The sequence below is a fragment of the Streptomyces sp. NBC_01294 genome, assembly GCF_035917235.1.
Taxonomy (GTDB): domain Bacteria; phylum Actinomycetota; class Actinomycetes; order Streptomycetales; family Streptomycetaceae; genus Streptomyces; species Streptomyces caledonius.
On the sequence record NZ_CP108424.1, the window covers coordinates 162900 to 180221 of the forward strand.

At 68.8% G+C, this 17322-nt stretch carries 13 protein-coding genes and 4 pseudogenes; 1 reads left to right on the forward strand and 16 read right to left on the reverse strand.

Annotated features, from left to right (window positions below):
- Nucleotides 1-113: 113 nt before the first annotated feature.
- From OG534_RS37885 to OG534_RS37960, 16 genes and pseudogenes are all read right to left on the reverse strand, one after another.
- A pseudogene (locus OG534_RS37885) lies at nucleotides 114-667 on the reverse strand (Tn3 family transposase); the annotation flags it as partial.
- 412 nt (nucleotides 668-1079) lie between these two features.
- Nucleotides 1080-1316: a hypothetical protein gene (locus OG534_RS37890; protein ID WP_326594191.1), complete on the reverse strand. Its 237-nt coding sequence runs from the start codon at nucleotides 1314-1316 to the stop codon at nucleotides 1080-1082.
- Nucleotides 1317-1800: 484 nt separating this feature from the next.
- Complete coding sequence (locus OG534_RS37895; RefSeq protein ID WP_326594192.1) at nucleotides 1801-3426, reverse strand: ISAzo13 family transposase; 1626 nt, start codon at nucleotides 3424-3426, stop codon at nucleotides 1801-1803.
- A 114-nt stretch (nucleotides 3427-3540) separates the two neighbouring features.
- Nucleotides 3541-3658: pseudogene (locus tag OG534_RS37900) on the reverse strand (IS5/IS1182 family transposase); the annotation flags it as partial.
- Nucleotides 3659-3997: 339 nt separating this feature from the next.
- Nucleotides 3998-4126: pseudogene (locus tag OG534_RS37905) on the reverse strand (helix-turn-helix domain-containing protein); the annotation flags it as partial.
- An 81-nt stretch (nucleotides 4127-4207) separates the two neighbouring features.
- Nucleotides 4208-4438 carry a hypothetical protein gene (locus OG534_RS37910; protein ID WP_326594194.1) on the reverse strand — a complete coding sequence of 77 codons (231 nt, stop codon included), beginning with the start codon at nucleotides 4436-4438 and terminating at the stop codon, nucleotides 4208-4210.
- A 100-nt stretch (nucleotides 4439-4538) separates the two neighbouring features.
- Nucleotides 4539-4805, reverse strand: coding sequence for a DciA family protein (locus tag OG534_RS37915; protein WP_326594195.1), 267 nt, complete (start codon nucleotides 4803-4805; stop codon nucleotides 4539-4541).
- A 226-nt stretch (nucleotides 4806-5031) separates the two neighbouring features.
- Nucleotides 5032-5817, reverse strand: coding sequence for a hypothetical protein (locus OG534_RS37920; protein WP_326594196.1), 786 nt, complete (start codon nucleotides 5815-5817; stop codon nucleotides 5032-5034).
- A gap of 353 nt (nucleotides 5818-6170) precedes the next feature.
- On the reverse strand, nucleotides 6171-6755 hold the full coding sequence (locus tag OG534_RS37925; RefSeq protein ID WP_326594198.1) for a hypothetical protein: 585 nt from the start codon (nucleotides 6753-6755) through the stop codon (nucleotides 6171-6173).
- 294 nt (nucleotides 6756-7049) lie between these two features.
- Nucleotides 7050-8474 carry a hypothetical protein gene (locus tag OG534_RS37930; protein ID WP_326594199.1) on the reverse strand — a complete coding sequence of 475 codons (1425 nt, stop codon included), beginning with the start codon at nucleotides 8472-8474 and terminating at the stop codon, nucleotides 7050-7052.
- Between the two features lie 381 nt (nucleotides 8475-8855).
- Nucleotides 8856-9284, reverse strand: a complete 429-nt coding sequence (locus OG534_RS37935) for a pyridoxal-phosphate dependent enzyme (RefSeq protein WP_326594349.1) — start codon at nucleotides 9282-9284, stop codon at nucleotides 8856-8858.
- Nucleotides 9242-9568, reverse strand: a complete 327-nt coding sequence (locus OG534_RS37940; RefSeq protein ID WP_326594353.1) for a hypothetical protein — start codon at nucleotides 9566-9568, stop codon at nucleotides 9242-9244. Before OG534_RS37940 ends, OG534_RS37935 begins: the two co-directional genes overlap by 43 nt.
- 131 nt (nucleotides 9569-9699) lie before the next feature.
- Nucleotides 9700-10329 carry a hypothetical protein gene (locus OG534_RS37945; protein ID WP_326594201.1) on the reverse strand — a complete coding sequence of 210 codons (630 nt, stop codon included), beginning with the start codon at nucleotides 10327-10329 and terminating at the stop codon, nucleotides 9700-9702.
- Between the two features lie 87 nt (nucleotides 10330-10416).
- Entirely contained in the window at nucleotides 10417-12009 is a 1593-nt protein-coding gene (locus OG534_RS37950; protein WP_326594202.1) for a NucA/NucB deoxyribonuclease domain-containing protein, read from the reverse strand.
- A 386-nt stretch (nucleotides 12010-12395) separates the two neighbouring features.
- The gene (locus OG534_RS37955) at nucleotides 12396-13589 is read right to left on the reverse strand and encodes an alpha/beta hydrolase (RefSeq protein WP_326594203.1); all 1194 of its coding nucleotides are present in this window, start codon (nucleotides 13587-13589) and stop codon (nucleotides 12396-12398) included.
- A 284-nt stretch (nucleotides 13590-13873) separates the two neighbouring features.
- Nucleotides 13874-15407 (reverse strand): annotated as a pseudogene (locus tag OG534_RS37960) (carboxylesterase/lipase family protein).
- A gap of 924 nt (nucleotides 15408-16331) precedes the next feature.
- Here OG534_RS37960 and OG534_RS37965 point away from each other — a divergent pair.
- Complete coding sequence (locus OG534_RS37965) at nucleotides 16332-16976, forward strand: hypothetical protein (RefSeq protein ID WP_326594354.1); 645 nt, start codon at nucleotides 16332-16334, stop codon at nucleotides 16974-16976.
- The last annotated feature ends 346 nt before the right edge of the window (nucleotides 16977-17322 follow it).

Consider the following 17322-nt stretch of genomic DNA (forward strand, 5'->3'; position numbering starts at 1 on the left):
ATCACCCGGAAGGACGAGGCATACCTTGGACTGACCGCTGTGAGCTGGCCTGAGTACCGCGCCTGAGCCGTTCATGACATTTACGAGGATGTGGCGGTGGCTCTCAGGTGTATTCAGTCCTCCACGCCGTCCTCGTCGTCATCGAGACCGGCCGTGTCTGGGTCACGCAACGGCCGCAGGCTGCCGCCGGCTGGGACGGATGCGGTGAAGCTGTAGCGGCCCAGCACGTTGAGATTGCGGTGCTTCAGCGGGGACAGCCGTGCGATGTCCTCGTCGCGGATCTCGTGGCCTTCGGCGCGCAGCTGCGCAACGGCGGCGTCGATGTACCGGGTCGTCCACAGCACCACGGCGTTCAGGACCAGGCCGAGCGCGCCGATCTGGTCCTCCATGCCGTCCTGGTAGCGCTGGTAGAGCTGCCCGGCCCGGCCGTGGAAGATCTTCCGCGCGAGCGCGTGACGGCCCTCCTGGAGGTTGGCCTGCACCTTGATCTAGCGGCGGTAGCCGGGCTCGTCGGCCAGGCGCAGGATGTGCAGGGTCTTCACGATCCGCCCGTAGTGCGCGATCGCGTCGCGAGCGGGGTCGGGCGGCCCTCGCGTGACAGCATCCGGATCACGTCGTGGGCGCGGACGGCGCCGGTGTGGATGGAGCCGATGATCCGCAGGATGTCTTTCGGATCTTGCCGGTCGAGCCCATGTCTCCCCCAGCTACCGCTGGGAGAGACCGGATCGAGCCGCTGATGCCGGCCGATCCGGTCCGTGGACGATGGTGGGCCGACCGCCGCCGCACCCTTGAGGCCATCGCCTGGTCGCTGGAGCACCCGACCACCCTGGGGCGGGGTCCGCTTTACGGCCACCTGGGGCAGTCAAAACGCACTGGACGCTGTACTCGTAACGCCCGATCTCGCGGTTGAATTCGAGGGAGACACCACCGTCGATCACGTCTGCTGGCGGCACCCCGTCCGCCTCGTACGGACGCGGGAGCATCTCGCACCGGGAGACGTTGAGCTAATGACGGGCGGGCGAGCAGGCGCCGAGTCGCCCAACACGGGACCGGCGCTTGCATGTCACTGGTGCGAGGACTCAATCGGACGTGGCCTGCCGGTCGGGGGCCCGAAGGATCAGTCCAGCCTGCTGCGCTGCCTCATCAAGACGGACCTCTTTCAAGCTCAGCGTGACACTCTTGTCCAATTCCATTGCTGGGACGGCGACCTCAGCTGTACTCACGGAAGCGAAGAGTCTTCCCAGCGAGGCCAGGTCCGCACCCTTCACCGTCAGGTCAATCAGTGCGTCAGGATTCAGCTTCTGTTCTACCGCCATAAGCAAGTGAACCCCGGTGGCGTTGCAGTCACAGGTGCAGACCCCTGATTTGAGATCTTTGATGCATGCGCAGTGATCCGACCCGGGGCACTTACTTGCACAGTCGCAGCCCATACTGCCCTCCTCAGTGTTGAGTGGCCTTGGATCCGTAGATGGGCGCACGAGGCCAAGGCGCCATCATTTGGCCATCTTGCGGGCGTGGAGGAACGCAGCGGGGCCGGGTCCGTCATGCGGGGGTCGTTCGCAAACCCCTCTGGCACCTACCAAGCTCCACCTACACTCGATCCTGATGTCAATCGTGCAGAGTCCACGACTGCGCAAGTCAGAATTAGGTGCGTGGCGGATTTTATGTCAACTATTTGGAGTACGTTTCGCAGCATGTTGAGCTGCATCGGCTGGCACCTTGACCACGTCGGCCACGTAATCGACCGCGGCCACTCCTCCACGAACTGGGGGAACCGGCCCGCTAAGGGATTGCAGATCATTAACACGTTGTTTTGATCTTGTTGTCTTCGCAGGTCTGTGCCTGGACCCGGGCCTGAAGGGCGGCGAGGGCCGTGGGTGGGGTTGTCGCCGGTGGGATGGTGATGCCGTGTGTCTCGAGCAGGCGCCGGTTCTTCAGGAGGGTGCGGTGCATCGCGGTGCGGCTGGTGGCGAACAGCACGGCGAGGGGTTCCGCGGCCAGGGCGGCCCGTAGGTGAAGCACGGTGGCCAGGATCTGGTCGGGGAAGGTCAGCCGGGGCGGGCGGCCGCGCCGGATATCCCCGTCCGGGGCCAGGGTCTCGGTGAGGTCGTTCAGTTGCCGGCGGGTCATCCCGGTCAGTGCGGGATCGGAGAGCAAGGCCTGGTCCCACTCCGGATCCGGCGTCTGCGGGGTCCGGGCCGCCGGGATTACGGGTGATGGCTGGGGGTGCAGTGCATAGTTCCAGGCGCCCTGGAACGCGTGCCGGGTCAGCGGCAGGGCGGCCATCTCCGCGTCTTTGATGCGGACTCCGGTCGGGTAGGTGTTGGTGTCGAGTTCGGCCCTCACGCGCAGTCCGGTGCGGGTGGTGGTCGCGGCGATCGACTGCACGATGACTTCGTGGCTGGTCAGCGGGCGGCCACTCCAGTTCATGGTGATGTGCGAGAACAGCCTGTGTTCGATCTTGTTCCACTTCGATGTGCCTGGTGGTAGGTGACACACGGTGATCGTCAGTCCGGTTTCAGCGGCGAGTTGGGCCAGCTCGAGCTTCCAGGCCCGGGTGCGGTAGCCGTTGGATCCGCCGGCGTCGGCGGTGATCAGCAGCTGTGTCGCCTGCGGGTAGGCAGCCTGGCCCTGGCCGAGCCACCAGCGGCGGATCGATTCCACGGCGAACGCGGCGGTGTCGTGATCGGTGCCGACGTTGACCCAGCCGGTGTTCGCGGTCAGATCGTAGATCCCGTAGGGGACGGCTTTGCCCAACTGTGGGTCGGCGAAGTCGTGGACGCTGACCGGGACAGGCTCGCTGGCGGGACGCCACTGGCGGCCGCTGTTCTTGAACTCGCCGACGAGTTCCTTCTTCTTGGTGTCGACGCTGATGACCGGCTGGCCGGTGTCCCGGTGGTTGCGGGCCTGCTCGTTGAGGTAGCGGAACTGGGTGTCCCGGTCCGGATGCTGACTGCCCTCGAGCGTCTTCGCGTTGGCCTGAAGACTGAAGCCTTCCTCCCGCAGCAGATCGCCCACGGTATCGGCGCTGATCCGGTGCCCGGCCCGGGCCAGCTCCGCCGCGATCGTACGGGTCGATTTCACAGTCCACCGCAGAGGCGACATCGGGTCGCCTCTCTCATCGGGCTCGACCAGCGCCAGCAGTGCCGGCCGCACACCCGGATCCAGATCGGCGACCCGTTTGCGTCCTCCGCCGGGACGCCGGACCCGCCCCAACGGCTCCTCTCCGGATTCCAGCTCGAACACGCCATTGCGGACCGTCGTCTCACTGACCTGGGCCGCCCGAGCGACAGCGCGGATGCCGCCATGCCCCAGCAGCCGGGCCTCGGTTCCCATCAACAGCCGTCGCTGCCGCTCGTCCAGATGCGGGAACAACACCGCGAACTTCGCGGAGAGTTGGTCACGGGTCTCGTCCGGGATGCGCATACCAGACCAACGAGCCCCAGGTCGGGAAGCAACACCTTGATGATCTGCAATCCCTAAGGGCTGTCCCGCAAGTGATCTCAGACGTGCTCCTCATCAGCCGTCGGCATAGATCCGCTATCCGGTCAGGGCGAGGTTGTGGAGGCGGGCGATGCCGAGCATGTGGACGCACGTCGCCTTTCAGGCGGCAGTCGCGGAGGATCTTCCAGGTCTTCATGCGGGCGAAGGTGTGCTCGGCCGTAGAGTGCCAGGTCAGACAGCCTGCTCCCCGCACACGCGGGGATGAACCCTGCTCCGGGCACATGAGGCGGTGTAGCGTCAGCTGCTCCCCGCGCAAGCGGAGATGGCCCCGCAGGAGATCGCGGTTCACCTCGTGCCACCACGGGCAGGGCCGCTCCGGCCCGTGTACGTTCTCCGGCAGACCGCCGGTCCGTGATTCGCCTTTGATCTGGTTGAGGTGTTTCTGGATTGCAGGCTTCGACGGGATCGGGATCCGCACCTTCTTGCGGGCCTCCGCCTCTTCGGTGCCGACCGCGACGAGCTGCTGGACTTCATACCGCCACCGCTCGTGCGCGGTCCTCTTCATCCCGAGCGCGTGGTTGAACGCCCACCGCGCCGCTCCCGCATGCCGCTGCAGCACCTTCACCTGCCCGGCAGTGGGATCCAGCGCGAACCGGAACGCCCGAAGAACCTCGGTCTGCACGCTGAACCTCCCTCAACTACCCATGGATAAAGGGGCGTCGCCGACTGTGGGACACCCCACTGAAATGCGGCTCGAACGGGGTTAGGCCGAGGACCGCAACGGAACGTCCTGCGGGAGCAGGACCGCCGCACCGGACCGCTGGGCGCGTTCGGCTCGGGCCCGATGCAGGGCAGCGGCCTCGGTGGCGGCGAACTCGTGGCGACGCTGCAGGACGGCAGAGTCGATCGGCGCCGGCTGCTCGTCGGCTAGCTCCTGCGGATTGGGAAAGGCCCACTGGCTGAGCTCCCGCATCACGGCGTTCTGTCGCTCCACCGCTGCCGCGATGGCCGTGTCAACCCCCGGCGCGGTCCCAAGGCCTTCTGGTGTGCGGCGAGTGCGCGGCGTTAGCCCTCGCACGTCGTCTCCCGTGTCTTCACCGGATCCGTGGGATACCGGCCGGGGCTGCCGGGGCGACGTCGGCCGGATCGGGCGCGGGCACGGTGCCGGGCGGCAGGATCCGCAGGGCGCGCACCACCGTACGACCCGCCGCAGCGTTGGCGGCCGCGATGACCCGGGCCTGCTCCAGGCGTGCCTTCGTCGCCCATGCCGACGATTCCGGGCATACGGTGAGCTGGCCGGAGTCCGGGTCGAAGCCCACGGCGGTGACATGCCTGGTGAGGTCGGGGCGATGGCCGCCCACCGCTCGCACAGGGAAGCGCCGGCGGCCGGGAGCGTCCAGGCCCGCTCGGTGACCAGCGCGCCGAGCGCGGCGCCGAGGCCCATCGGCTCGCGCCCGTCCCGCCGCACGGTACGCACCGGCCGCGGCTTCGACTTCGCCTTCTGGCCGCTGCCGTTCTTCCGCGCCGCCTCCATCGCGGCCCGCAGAGCGACCCGCGCCAGGTCCACGCCGGACACCTCGCTGCTGCTCATGCCTGCCCCCACGGCGTGTAGCCGAGGTCCAGGTGCCCAAGGCCGGACAGGCGTTGCACGGTCGCGACGAACGCCCGGGTGAACAGGCGCTGTGCCGAGTGCTCGCCGTACCGGGCTATGTGGTCGTGGACGATCTGGTGGTCGGCGGCCGCGCGGGCGCGCCAGTCCAGGACCTGCTCCCGTGTGAGGTCCTCGAGGACCAGCTCATGGTCTTCGTCGACGCCGGCACGCTCCGGGACGGGAGCCGGGGTGTCGGCGGCCGGGCGCGGCGCGGGCACCACGACCGGGGCCACCGGCGCGGCTGGGACATCGAAGTCCGGCTGCGCGGCTGCGGCTTCGGCACGGGCCTGGGCGGCCGCCTGCTGCTCGCGGACCTGCGCCCACCGGTGCTCACGCATCCACGCCTCGGCGGTCACCGTCTCGTGCAGCTGCCGGTCGGTGGCCGCCCGGCGCGCCGCCTCCGAAGTACCGGGCATCGAGGCGTCGACAGCGGCCGCGACCGCGTGGCGGGTGGCCCGGCGGTCGGCCTGCCGGTCCTCGCACCACGGGCAGTCCTGGCCGGAGTCCAGCAGCACCCGGTCGTCACACCTGGCGTCGCCGCACTGCTGCCGCTGGGGCAGGGCCCGCCCGATCAGCCAGCCCACCGGGTCCGCGATCGGGCCGCCCAGCCGCATCTGGTCCTCCAGGCGGCGGCCGATCCGGTCAGCGAGGACCTGCGGCGCATCGGCGCGACCAGCGAACCCGACCAACCGAGCGAGCTCGCTGCGGGCAGCAGCCTCCACCAGGCGACGGGCAGCCGGACGGTCCAGGCGCGCCCAGACAAGGTCGACCGGAGCGGCGCGATCCGCTGCGGGGCCCCCGGCCGAGCGCGGTGCGCGCGCGAGACAGCAGTCCAGTGATCATCGGTCTCCTTCGAGCGGGGAAGAAGCCCGGTGGACCCTTGCCACCCGCTACGACGTGGGCAGCATCGCGAGACGCCTCGTCGGAGCGTGAGGCTCTACCGGCGGCGGCCGCCAACGCGGTTGAGGTGGCGGTTGAGGATGTCGCGCCGCGCCTGGTGGGAGCCGGCGGGCAGGGCGCACTCGGCGTCGGCCATGGCGGGGCGTACCGGGCGGGAGAAGGCGCCTGGGCCCGCTCAGTGTGGCGGGGTGCTCAGCCAGGACTTGATGACTTCGGCCGGCACCGGCACCGGTACATACGGGGTCAGGGCCTCGGCGATGGCCGCCGCGAGTTCGTCGACGGTGCGGACCTGGTACCTGGGCGGGGTGATCCAGATGCGGGGCGCGGCATCGGGGTCGTCCTGGTTCGCGAAGAGCTGGGCGTACAGGCGGCCCAGTCCTTCGTCGTAGCCCCAGGTGCTGTAGTGGTCCCAGCCCGGCATCCAGAACGCCTGCGGACCGGCCCGGAGCGCGTCCGGGGTCACCGGTCGGGACCGGGGAGGCTGGGTGTACGTCGGCCCGTAAACGATCTCCCACAGGCCGTCGGAGTGTTCGAGGACGTCCATCCGCACGTGCTGCTTGAGGGTGCGCAGCTGGCGGCGGAACTCGTCCGCCTCGAGGCCGGCCCGCTGGGCGAGCACGGGAATGTCGGCGTCCCACAGGTTCAGGCCGAGGATGTCGCCCTCCCCCTTGCTCTGCTCGGCCACGGCCAGGAACACCCGCCGGGCCGTCTCGTCGGCGATGTTCCTGCTGTGTACGTACGCGATGGCGTGCTGGCTCACGTGGACGTTCCTTTCTGTCAGCGTTCGACGATGCGGTCAGCGGGAGGAGAACCGGCGTCGGAACTGTGCCACGCGGGGGTGGTGCGGGTTGCCGTCCGGTGTCGTGCAACGTGCGCCGGGCCGGGCCCCGCAGGTAGGACAGGCAATGTCCGTGACGCGCGGGGACGGCGAACTTGGCTGTGATCGCCGCGAACGCCCCTCCGGCCGTTCGGTGCGTTTGTTCTCTGCGGCTCGGGAGTTCCGCTCGCGGATGATGAGCCGAAGTCGCTCGTCATGGGGGATCTGCCACCGGCCCTAGTTTCTCGCGGCATCGTCGTTGAGGCACTTCATGCCCCTGGCGGCGTCGCAGACCGGGCAGGGTTTGCTGAGCCACAGGCCGCGGCTCAGTTGCTCGTGCAGCGGCACGTTCTGCTTTGGCCGGGGTGCACGCGGAGTCGGCACCGGTGTCGCCCGAGCGGTCTGCACCGGCGGCTTTCCGGCGTCCGCCTTCGTCTTCCAGTAGTCGATCTTCCACTGCTGAGCGGCATCAACCTGATCACCGGCCAGTGCTGCCGCATGCACGAGCTCGTTCACCAGCCTGCGCCTCGTCTGCCGCGACAGGTTGGCCTCATTCCGCTGCAGATCGCCCAGCAGTTTCCGGACCCGGTCTGCGGCCTGCTGAGCCCGAAGGACCTCCTGCTCAGCCCGCACGGCTGAGGCGTCGGCCTGCCTCTGCCGTGCCAGGGCGGTCAGGTACGCGGCCGCCGCGTCCGCAACGGCGTCCTCGGCCGCAGTGCGGTCATGACCCGCCGCGGCGTTGACACGCACCAGGAGCTGGCCGGTCTCCTCGGGGTTCCGTGAGGCGACGGCCCCCTCCAAGCGGGCGAACAGGTCCCCTCTCACCTCGGCCTGACCTGTGAGCCAACGCGCAGCATCCGCGACGGCAGCCTTCAACTGACTCCGAATCTCACCCGGAACGCCGGTCATCGCTGAGATCTCGCGCGATACCTGGGTCACGAGGAGCACGGATTCCACCCTGCGGGCGTCGGCCAGCTTGCGAAGCAGCAGCTGCGCACGCGCCAGCGCGTCCGGGACCTTCCGGCCAGCCCCTCCCACCGCCCACGTCGAGCTGGGGCGGGTACCGCGGGAACGGACGATCCGTTCCACCGCCGGCGTCGACAGCCCACGCTCGGTCATCTCGCACTCGTCCAGCCCGAACCACTCGTTGTCCCGCGCGAACGCCTCGGTGCCGATGTGGACCCGCCGGCTGGTGCCCTCGCTGTCCAGACGGATGCGGTGGACATACCAGCGGCTGATCAGCGTGTCCTGGTCCACCGGCACCGATACCCCCAGCACCGGCTCCCTGCCGTCCTCATCCCACACGGGTGCCACCGCTGCGTCCAGGTGCACACGCAGCCCTCTGGACTGGAACCGGATGTCGAGCACCGAGCCGATCGGGCGGCCGAAGTCGAAGTCGGCCTGCACACCGCCGCCACGCAGCCACGCGGCGGCTGCGGACTTCACGTACAGGTGATCAGCGCTGGCCACGCCCCGGGCGCTGCGCCCGCAGTGCGGCAATCCGTCCGGGCCGGGGTGGTGAGCGAAGTGGCAGACCCGGTCGGTGTAGAGCTTCGTCGTCAGCTGGACGCCGCAGCCACCAAGGAGCAGCCCGCACCAGAACGTGTCGTGCTCGTGCCGCTGGCGGAAGGCGTCCAGCTCGATCGCCTCCAGCGGCAGCATCAGCGGCTCCTCCGAATCCGCACCGCCCAGAACCGCCGTCTGTATCTGCCGCCTGTCACCCCGCACGGATCCCACCTTTCATCCCAACTCATCGTGCCACCAGCAACGTTGAGGCCGCAGGCCATCGCGTGATCAAGCCGTCGTCCGCGGGGCGCAGCCTGAGGCAGCAGAACTGCCGCTCCGGAGCGCTGGGCACCCTCGGCGCGGGCCCGGCGGAGGGCGGTGGCCTTGATGGCCGCGGCTTGGAGGCACCGCTGCGCGCGGGCGTCGCGGCGCACCGGATCCGGTCCCCTCGCCGAGACGCCCTCTGGGCATGAAGCCTGGGCCTGGTACGCCTGAAACTCTGCCGGCCACGGCGCCGAGTCGGGCGGCTGGTGCTGCTCAGAAGGCGTCCCGGGGGCCATGGGTATGGAGGAACAGAACAGGCCCGGTGCCCAGACGGCCGTCGGCTGCCATGGCGAGCAGGGCGGCTAACGCCTTCGCCGTATAGACCGGATCGAGCTCCGTCAGCCCGCTCTCCGAGGCAAGGCGCTGCGCCCTCACGCCCGCCGGTGTGGTGTGCCCGTAGCCCGGTCCCAGCCAGTCCCGCACCATCGTCACCGCGTCCGGCACGAAAGGGGTCCGAGGATGGTTCGCGCCTCGCCTGCGCAGCAGACTCTCCGCCCGGTCGGTCGGCGCGACCACGGCCCGGTCATCCAGCCGCAGCGTGTCGTTGACGACCACGCCCACGACACGGGTACGCAGCCCGGCCAGCCTGAGGCCAAGAGTCAGCCCTGCAGCGGTACCCCCTGAGCCGACGGCGGTGACGATGTGCGAGGTTCCGGCAGGGTTCCGTCCGCGACCTGTGCCGCGAGCTCGAGGGCCACCTCTGCGTAGCCGAGCGTGCCGATCGGCGCGGAACCGCCCGCCGGCAGGAAGTACGGCAGCTGCCGTCCCGTGGTGTGGCGGAGGAAGAGCCACGGTGCGGATGCGATGGTCCGGGCCTTTGTCCGGGTGAGGTGGAGGGTGGCGCCGGACCGCCGCAGCCGCTCCAAGTGCGCCCGGACGTGGTCGTTGAGCCGGGGGCCCATGCGATGGTCGACCGTCGTCCGCATGACCCGCCTGGGCCGCCCGCCCGTCATGTGGCCACGAAGATCAAGAAGGCCATGGCCGAGCTCGAGGAGATCCGGCTCGCCGAGCGGGAGATGGTCGAGGCCGGAGCACGGCCGGTGTCGCTGCGCGGCGGTCAGCGAAGCGATCTGCTCCGTGAGACCTGCGTCCTTGCCGTCTCCGCCAGGACCATCCCCGAGGCCCAGCCGCCAGCTGTCTCGACGTCGTCCAGGAATACTCCCGTCGCTGCGGCGATAGCGCGCTGCGCGAGATCGTTGTACGCACGGTCGGCGATCTCCGTGGAGATGCCCTGGCCATCGGGAAGGAACCCGGCCGCGGTGAGTGCAGCCGAGACGGGCGGGCTCATCTCGCCCCATCGGATCCCGCTGTCGAGCGCCATGCCGCCCCACCTGTCGTCGAGGTCCGCGTAGAGCAGCTCGAGACGGTTGGGATTCTTGAAGACGGTCATCGCGGGATGCTCGGCGCTGCACAGCTCGAGGAGAACGGACCGTTCGGCTCCCACGAGTCCCGTGTAGCCGCTGGTCTCGACGATGATGCTCCAGCCAGGGTGCACGCGGCCGGCGACGAGAAGAACACCGTCTTCAGCAAGGCCTTCGTCTTCTTCTTCGCGGAGCGCTTCGAGCGGGTTCTCGATGGGGCGGATGGAGACGGCTTCCATGGCCTGCAGCGCCTCGAGCGGGGGCAGCGTGGTGAAGGTGAAGGACCAGCCGCCGAAGTAGCTGTCGAGGGTCTGCATCAGGTCCACGAGGCCTCCGGCGAGAACGGGAGCGGCGCTCCTCGATGTTCGAGGAGCGCCGCTCATCATACGTTCCGGGTGTGACAGTCCTGTGGGTTAGAAGTCCACGATCTGCACGTAGTACCGGTCGTTGCTGTCGTTCGGGGACGGGAGGGTGTCATCCCACGCGAGGATGCGGTGATTGCGCACGTAGTTCATCAGCGTGTTTCCGCCAGACCGGTTCTGGCTGAAGTCGACGGGATACACGGAGAAGTCCCAGGCCTGGCTTGCAGCGCCCTCGAGCGTGGAGCGGAACGGGTACTCGTCGCAGTCCTCGACGCCTGGCTCAGGCCGCAGGGAGAGCGGCAGGCCGGTGGTGGAGTAGTCGCCGGTCGCGGTGCACGCCTGGTCCTTGTGGGAGGTGTTGGCGTTCATCGTCGTCAGGTGGAAGTTCTCGTGAAGACGGTGCAGTCCGGCCGCAGAGTAGTCGCCGGCTACGTACTTACCGGGGATGCTCTTCGAAGCGGCGCTCGTCGGGTACGTCGAGTCAGGCTGGTTCTGCGCCTTGTAGATATGGTCGGCCACCCCCTTGTGGGGGGAGTCTGCGGCGCGCGAATACATCATCCGCGGGATGGTCTCGAGGAATACGCAGCCCTGCTGCCAGTCTGCGTAGATGTAGGTGGCGGAGTCGCAGCGCACGAGACGGCGGGAGAGCGAGGCGCGGGCCTCGGAGCTGTAGTCGCCGGTGTCGGTGTAGAACTCGACGTGGGTACCGTGGGCGCCGAGCTTGTCCCGACCGACCCCGTACGTCGCCTGGCTGTAAGCGTTCCAGTTGAACCAGGTGTCGATGCTGTTCCAGTTCTCCCACGTCAGCGTGATGGGAGAGCCGGTCGCCGCGCAGCTGAGGGTATTGCCGAAGCAGTTCCCGATGACGGTCAGATCAACGCCGGGGGCGGTCCAGATGTTGTCCCACCAGCCCCAGTCGTAGGTGACGGAGTCCTTCTGCACCTTGGCGAACATGCGCGTGGACCGGTCGTTGTTGTACTGCTGGGTGTACAGCTGCACGATGCCGGTGTTCGTGCCCATGTACTCGCGGGCACCGGTCTTGGAGTCGACCTCGTAGTACTTGGCGATGAGCTTGGTGCGCCCACATGCGGTGAAGCGGTCGATGACCGCGTCGAACTCTGCGGTACCGCCGAAGCACAAGGCTTCCAGGGTGGCTGGCGGGGTGGTTCCGACCGGGTAGCCGACAGTGCTCTCGTTGAGGTCGTAGGAAGCGGCGAGGCTCATGCTCATCTTGCTGCCGTCGCCTGCGGTCGCGGTCTGCGCTGCCTTGCCGAAGTCCTTGTAGGGCTTGGCGTTGGCTTCCTTGACACTGTCCGCGGCCTGCTTGTAGGCGTCGGCGAGCGTCATGGGCTTGCCGCTCTGCCGGTTCGCATCGGCAGGGCGCTCGCCGGTCTGCTTCGGTTTCTCGAGCGGCTTGTCCGCCTTGACGCGGTCGCGTGCCTTGCCGATCTGCTCCTGCGTCAGGTCGACCGTCATGGTGATCTCGCCGTTCGCCGTTGTGGCGTACTGCGGTGTCAGGGTTCTGGTCTGTGCGACGGGGGTTACGGTGTCCTGTCCCGTGGCCGGGGTCTGGTGGGGGAAGACCCCGGCAAGGGTAGCTGCCGCACCAATTGCCGCGCATATGAGGGTAGTGCGTTTCTTCACGCTTGTGCTTCCTGGTAGGAAATATGCTCCTGGTAAAGGGATCATCACCGTAACGGTAATGATCAAGGTTTGATCGAGGAAGCCGTGCAGGGCTTGTGAATCAGCAGCGTGACGGCCCTTCACAGCTCCTGCGCATCACGGAGGATCGCGCAGTTCGATGTCGCGTCGCTGCCGGTGGAGAAGGCCAAGCCGTGTGACCTGATCCGGCCGCTAGACCGTGTTCCTGCTGAGGCGCCGAGGAGCTGACCCTCCGCCCCGAGGGTCGAGGCCGATCGAGAAGCGGGTGCCGGACATGATCGAGCCATACGCAGAGGCGGCCGTGCTTACGCCGGGCCCGGTGTAGGCCAGCCCCGGCTCGTCCTCATGTCACCTGCGGGCCCGGGGGCTCACTCCACTTGCGACAGCACGTTGTCCGCGTCCATGACCCAGCTTCCGCGCTCGACGCCGTACACCCTCTTGCCGTCGAGCCACTTCTCGCACATGTGCTGCAGGACCTGGGAGGGCTTCCGTTCCCAGACCGGGTTGTGGTCCCAGCCCTCGACACAGAACATCAGCTTCTCGGCTTTCGGGATCTTCTTGTAGAGCTTCGGAACGGAGAAGTGGAGCACCGGCCCCATCGACTCCGGCGTGTTGGCCGTTCTGTCCAGGTCTCCGTAGACGATGCACACCGGCACGGCGTCGCCGAGCGTGGAGTTGTGCGTCACGGTGCTCTCGTTCCAGCCCCACCAATAGGAGTTGCGCCACCGCATGACGCCATCGGGTGCCCCCGGGGTCGCCCCGCCCCACTTCTGGCCGAGGCTGTCGCTGTCCATGACGGTCTTCCAGACGTGGTCGGCCAGATTCTTATCGCTGATGACGGCTTTGAATGATGCCTTGCTGGTCAGATTCATCGGGAAGCCGAACACCGCGGCCGGCGTGGACTCGGGCTTCGTGGGCAGGGACGTTCCGGGGGGCGGATCGAAGGGTGCGGCAGCGTTCGTCGACCATCGGCCGTTCGGGGGGAACATGGGCGCGAGAAGAAACAGGCTCGCCACGTCCCCGGGGTTCCGCATCGCGTACGGACCCATCACGAACGCGGCCGCGGACCAGCCGACGAACGCGACCTTCTTGTTGGCGCACAGCCCCCTGACGTATTTGACGACGGTGGCGAGCTCGTCCCATTCACTCTGGGAATTGCCCAGTTGGTGCGCGTAGGTCGCTGTCGCGGAGCAGTTCCCCGTACCCGGATTGGTCTTCAGGAGGTCCCGCTGGGCCGGATTGGCGTTGCACGGGTCATCCATCTGACTCGGGCGGTGGGACCGCCCGGATCCCTGGAGGTCCATGATGAACACGTCGAAGCCTTTGCCCGCCAGGGCCTGCGCCCAGCTGTAGCTGGTGTCCGAGTGCGGTGAGCTGCCGGGCGGCGGGAGTACGAGGTCGAAGCCGGGGAGGGCCGGAACGCTCCTGCCGTGGAGCATGAGGACCGGCTTGGGGGTGCTGCCGGATGCGCGCGCGTATTGCCGTACGAAGAGCTCGATCTCCTCGCCGTAGTTCGCCGGGATGGTCGATGTGTGCTTGACCTTGTGGTCAAGCGGGGTCATGTGCGCCATGGTCGCCTCCGATGGCTGTTCACCATGGGAACGGCCGTTCCCGAGGGTGGGTGGCCAGCATCCCCACCGCCCCCGGGCGGTACGAGGAGCCGGACGGCGGGTCGCACGGACGGTGACTGATCGAGTGGGCGCCGCTCCTCCGATCAGCGGGGCGCGCGCAAGGGAGCGCGTCAGAGTGGGGAACCCGAGTGAGCAGGCATGGCCCGTGCCCGAGCGCAGGGTGGAGAAGGAGCGTCATCAGCGACGCCGAGGGCAACGGGCCCCTACGGACAAGGTCAGCCGCGGCCGGTCCTCAGCGGCAGTACGGGTAAGGGGTGGTTCTGCCAGATAAGGCGGGAGGTCTCCTCCGGATAGGCGGTGACGGCCGGCTGGGTGTCGACGAGCTGTACGAGACGTCGTTCGCTGTCGTACGCGGGCCAGCCGGCGTCGCCGTGAGTGGCGAACGCCGTCCATGCGCCGCGCATTGAAGCGGACAGGGCCTCGGCCTCCGGGGAGGGCGCCTCACCGATCAGCAGGGCGGGCTGGCCGCGGTCGAGGTTGCCGAAGACGAGCGGTACGTCGAGGCCGTGGCAGGCGCCGAGTACGCCGCCCATGCCCGGAGCCGGCCAGGTCAGCTCGTAGAGGTGGGCGCGGCCGCCGGCGGCGGTCTGGGCCTGGGCGAGGTGGAGGCTCGGCATGCGGAACAGCCAGTCGGAGTGGACCAGCTCGTACAGCTCGTCCGGGCCCGCGGCCGGATAGCCGTCGCGGTATCGGAGTGCGCCGTCCTGGCCGCCGGGGGCGAAGAGGCGCAGGGCGGTCGCCGCCTGCTCCGGAGTCACCTGGCCGAGCAGGCCGTCGAGCGCGGTGAGCAGCCGCTGTTCGTCCCGGGTGTGGCCGGCGAGGAGTTCGACGTCCCGGCCGGCGCCGTCGGCCAGGGCCTGCCACGGCGTGACCGGCAGGACGCCTCCGTCGACGACCGGCGAGAACAGGATCGACCGGTGCGCGGCCTGACCCCAGCGATCCGCCCACTGGGTTATTTTGGCGCCGACCGCATCGTCGGCGGCCGACAGCCGGGCCGGTTCCACCGTGCACAGGTCGGCGACCGTAGGTTGCAGCCCCAGCTCGGCGGCGCACGCGGCGGCGATGTCGGCGGCGAGCTCCGGCGACCTGCACGCTCTGTGCGACGGCCCTGCCGAAGAGCCCGGCCGCGCGCGGCATGGCCAGCAGAGCGGTGACCGACCCACCACCCGCCGACTGGCCGAAGACCGTGACGCGGTCCGGGTCACCGCCGAAGGCCCGGATGTTGTCCCGCACCCACTCCAAGGCGGCGACCTGGTCGAGCAGTCCCCGGTTGGCGGGTGCCCCTTCGATCTGCCCGAAACCTTCGAGGCCCACCCGGTAGTTGAACGTCACCACGACGACGCCGTCACGGGCCAGGCGGCCGCCGTCGTACTCGGGAAGACCGGACATGCCGATCGTGTACGCGCTGCCCTGGATCCACACCATCACCGGCAGCCCCGCGTCCGGGCCGGGCGCGGGCGACCAGACGTTGACCGTCAGCCAGTCGTCGCCCGCCGCATCCAGCGCCAGCGCGTCCATCCCGAAATGGCCCCCCTGAGAGGGCGGCGGTCCGTACGCCATAGCCGCGCGCACCCCGTCCCACCCCCGTACCGGCCGCGGCGCGGCGAAACGCAGCGCACCGACCGGCGGCTCGGCGAACGGGATGCCACTGAAGACCGCAACACCCGCCTCCCGGCAGCCACGCACCACCCCGGCCACCACGCGGACCTCGGGGTCGGAGCCGGACAGCTCGGACGCAACAACCGTCATCACGGCATCCCCTCGACGGATGGAGCGGGCTCACGGCGGCCCCGGCCCCTGCGGATGATCCGCCGCATCTCGACGCCGCGCCAGCCATTTATGAACCTTCTACGGTGCGGGCGTTCGGATACGCCGATCATGCTGAAGCCGATATCGCGTGGCAGGACCTGGGCGCCAGAGCCTGTTCACCGCAGGGTCACAGCCTCTCGGGACGCCTGGCAGCAACTACCACCGTTCTCACGAGGGGGCGACGACAGCGACAGAGCGCACGTCGCGCCGCGCACGGGGGGAGGTACCGAGCGCCCGTCTCACCCCTCGTACAACAAGTGGCACGTTTTAACAGCTTGTTTAAGCTGGCCGGCGCTCACCTTCCCTGCTTTCAGGAGTGCACGCGTGTCCACGCCCGCGCAGCCCGGTAACGGCTACCCCCAGCCCTACCGCTATGGGAAACGTCGACATCCCCCTGGGCGGCCGACTCCCCCGCCTCGCTTGCCCATTGTTACCTTCACGCCACCCCTCCCAGGCCGGGCTGCGCACACCGCCGCGCTCTACCGGCTGCGCCGACGGCCGCATAGGCTGCGCGCGGATCGCGACACGTTTTGTCAGAACGGAACTCAGCACCGCAGGCCCATTACCAACTGAGGCGCGAGAAGCCCAACCTGCGTCTCGCCGCCGGACCTGCTCGACGTGGCCGAGACCGTCCGCTTCAACGGCTTTGCCCTCACCACCCGAGGGCCAGGAGCGACCGCGAGTGCCACCCTGACGCTCCGGAGGAGACCGAGGATGCCAGCCCCAACACCCGCTCGCGGTGCGCCTGACCGGCGGCACGCTGCAGGGGCCGATCAGCCTCCGTGACGCCGACGGCAGCCACGTCCACAGCACCCAACGCAGAGCCCAACCGCCCCGTACCGAGGAAGAGTGACCGCCATGAGAGTGAGCGCGAAGACCGCCGCAGCGACCGCCCTGATAGCCGCGACGTTGACCGCCTGCGGCAACAGCGCAGACGGCGCCCGCGCGGGCGCGAGTCCGACCGCGTCCAGCTACACCGTGGACTGCACTGACCCGAGCCAGCCCCCCGAAAAGCGCTGGGGGTGCGCCGACCCCGTCACTCCCAGCGGGAAGCCCACCGCCCAGGCCCCGAAGCAGAACAAGAACCTTGCCATCGGCGAAACGTATGCGTTCTCGGGAGGCCAGAAGGTCACCATCGCGTCCGTGCAGCCCCACACCCGGAAGTGGATCGACACCTACACCAGGGACTGGGAGGTCAAGCCCGACCGCGACAACGTCTTTCGCGTCACCGTTTCCATCGACAACCAGTCGGGCGCCCCGTTCGAGCTGAACGGCTCGTTCACGGCCGTGGACGGCGCGACCGTCGGCGGAAAGGCCGAAAGCCTTATGCCCAACGACCCCGATTTTCGCGAGGTCGAAGGGACGATCGCCGCTGGGCGAAGCGCTCAGTTCCACGCCGACTTCCACATGCGCAAGGAGCTGGGCAACGAGGTGCTGATCCGGTTCGACTGGCTGGGCGGCGACGTGACCGAGGCTCCGGTGTGGGCAATCACGATTCCCGCGTCCTGACCGAACCCACCGTCGCCGTGCGGACTCCGTGGCACGGACTCCACGGCTGACCGCCGTGGAGACGGACACGGCGGGCTGGCCGCGGTCGAGGCTGCCGAAGACGAGCGGTACGTCGAGGCCTTGGCAGGCGCCGAGGACGCTGCCCATGCCCGGGGCGGGCCAGGTCAGCTCGTAGACGTGGGCGCGGCCGACGGCGGCGGTCATCCTGGCCATGGTCGGCCCTCCCGGGTGGCGGCGATTCGGTGCACCCGCACCCTGCGTGGACGCCCCGCTTTGCGTCGCGGAGCTCCCGTACCTGCGGAGGACAGGGCACCTACGCAGCCGATTGCGAATATTCGTTCGAGAC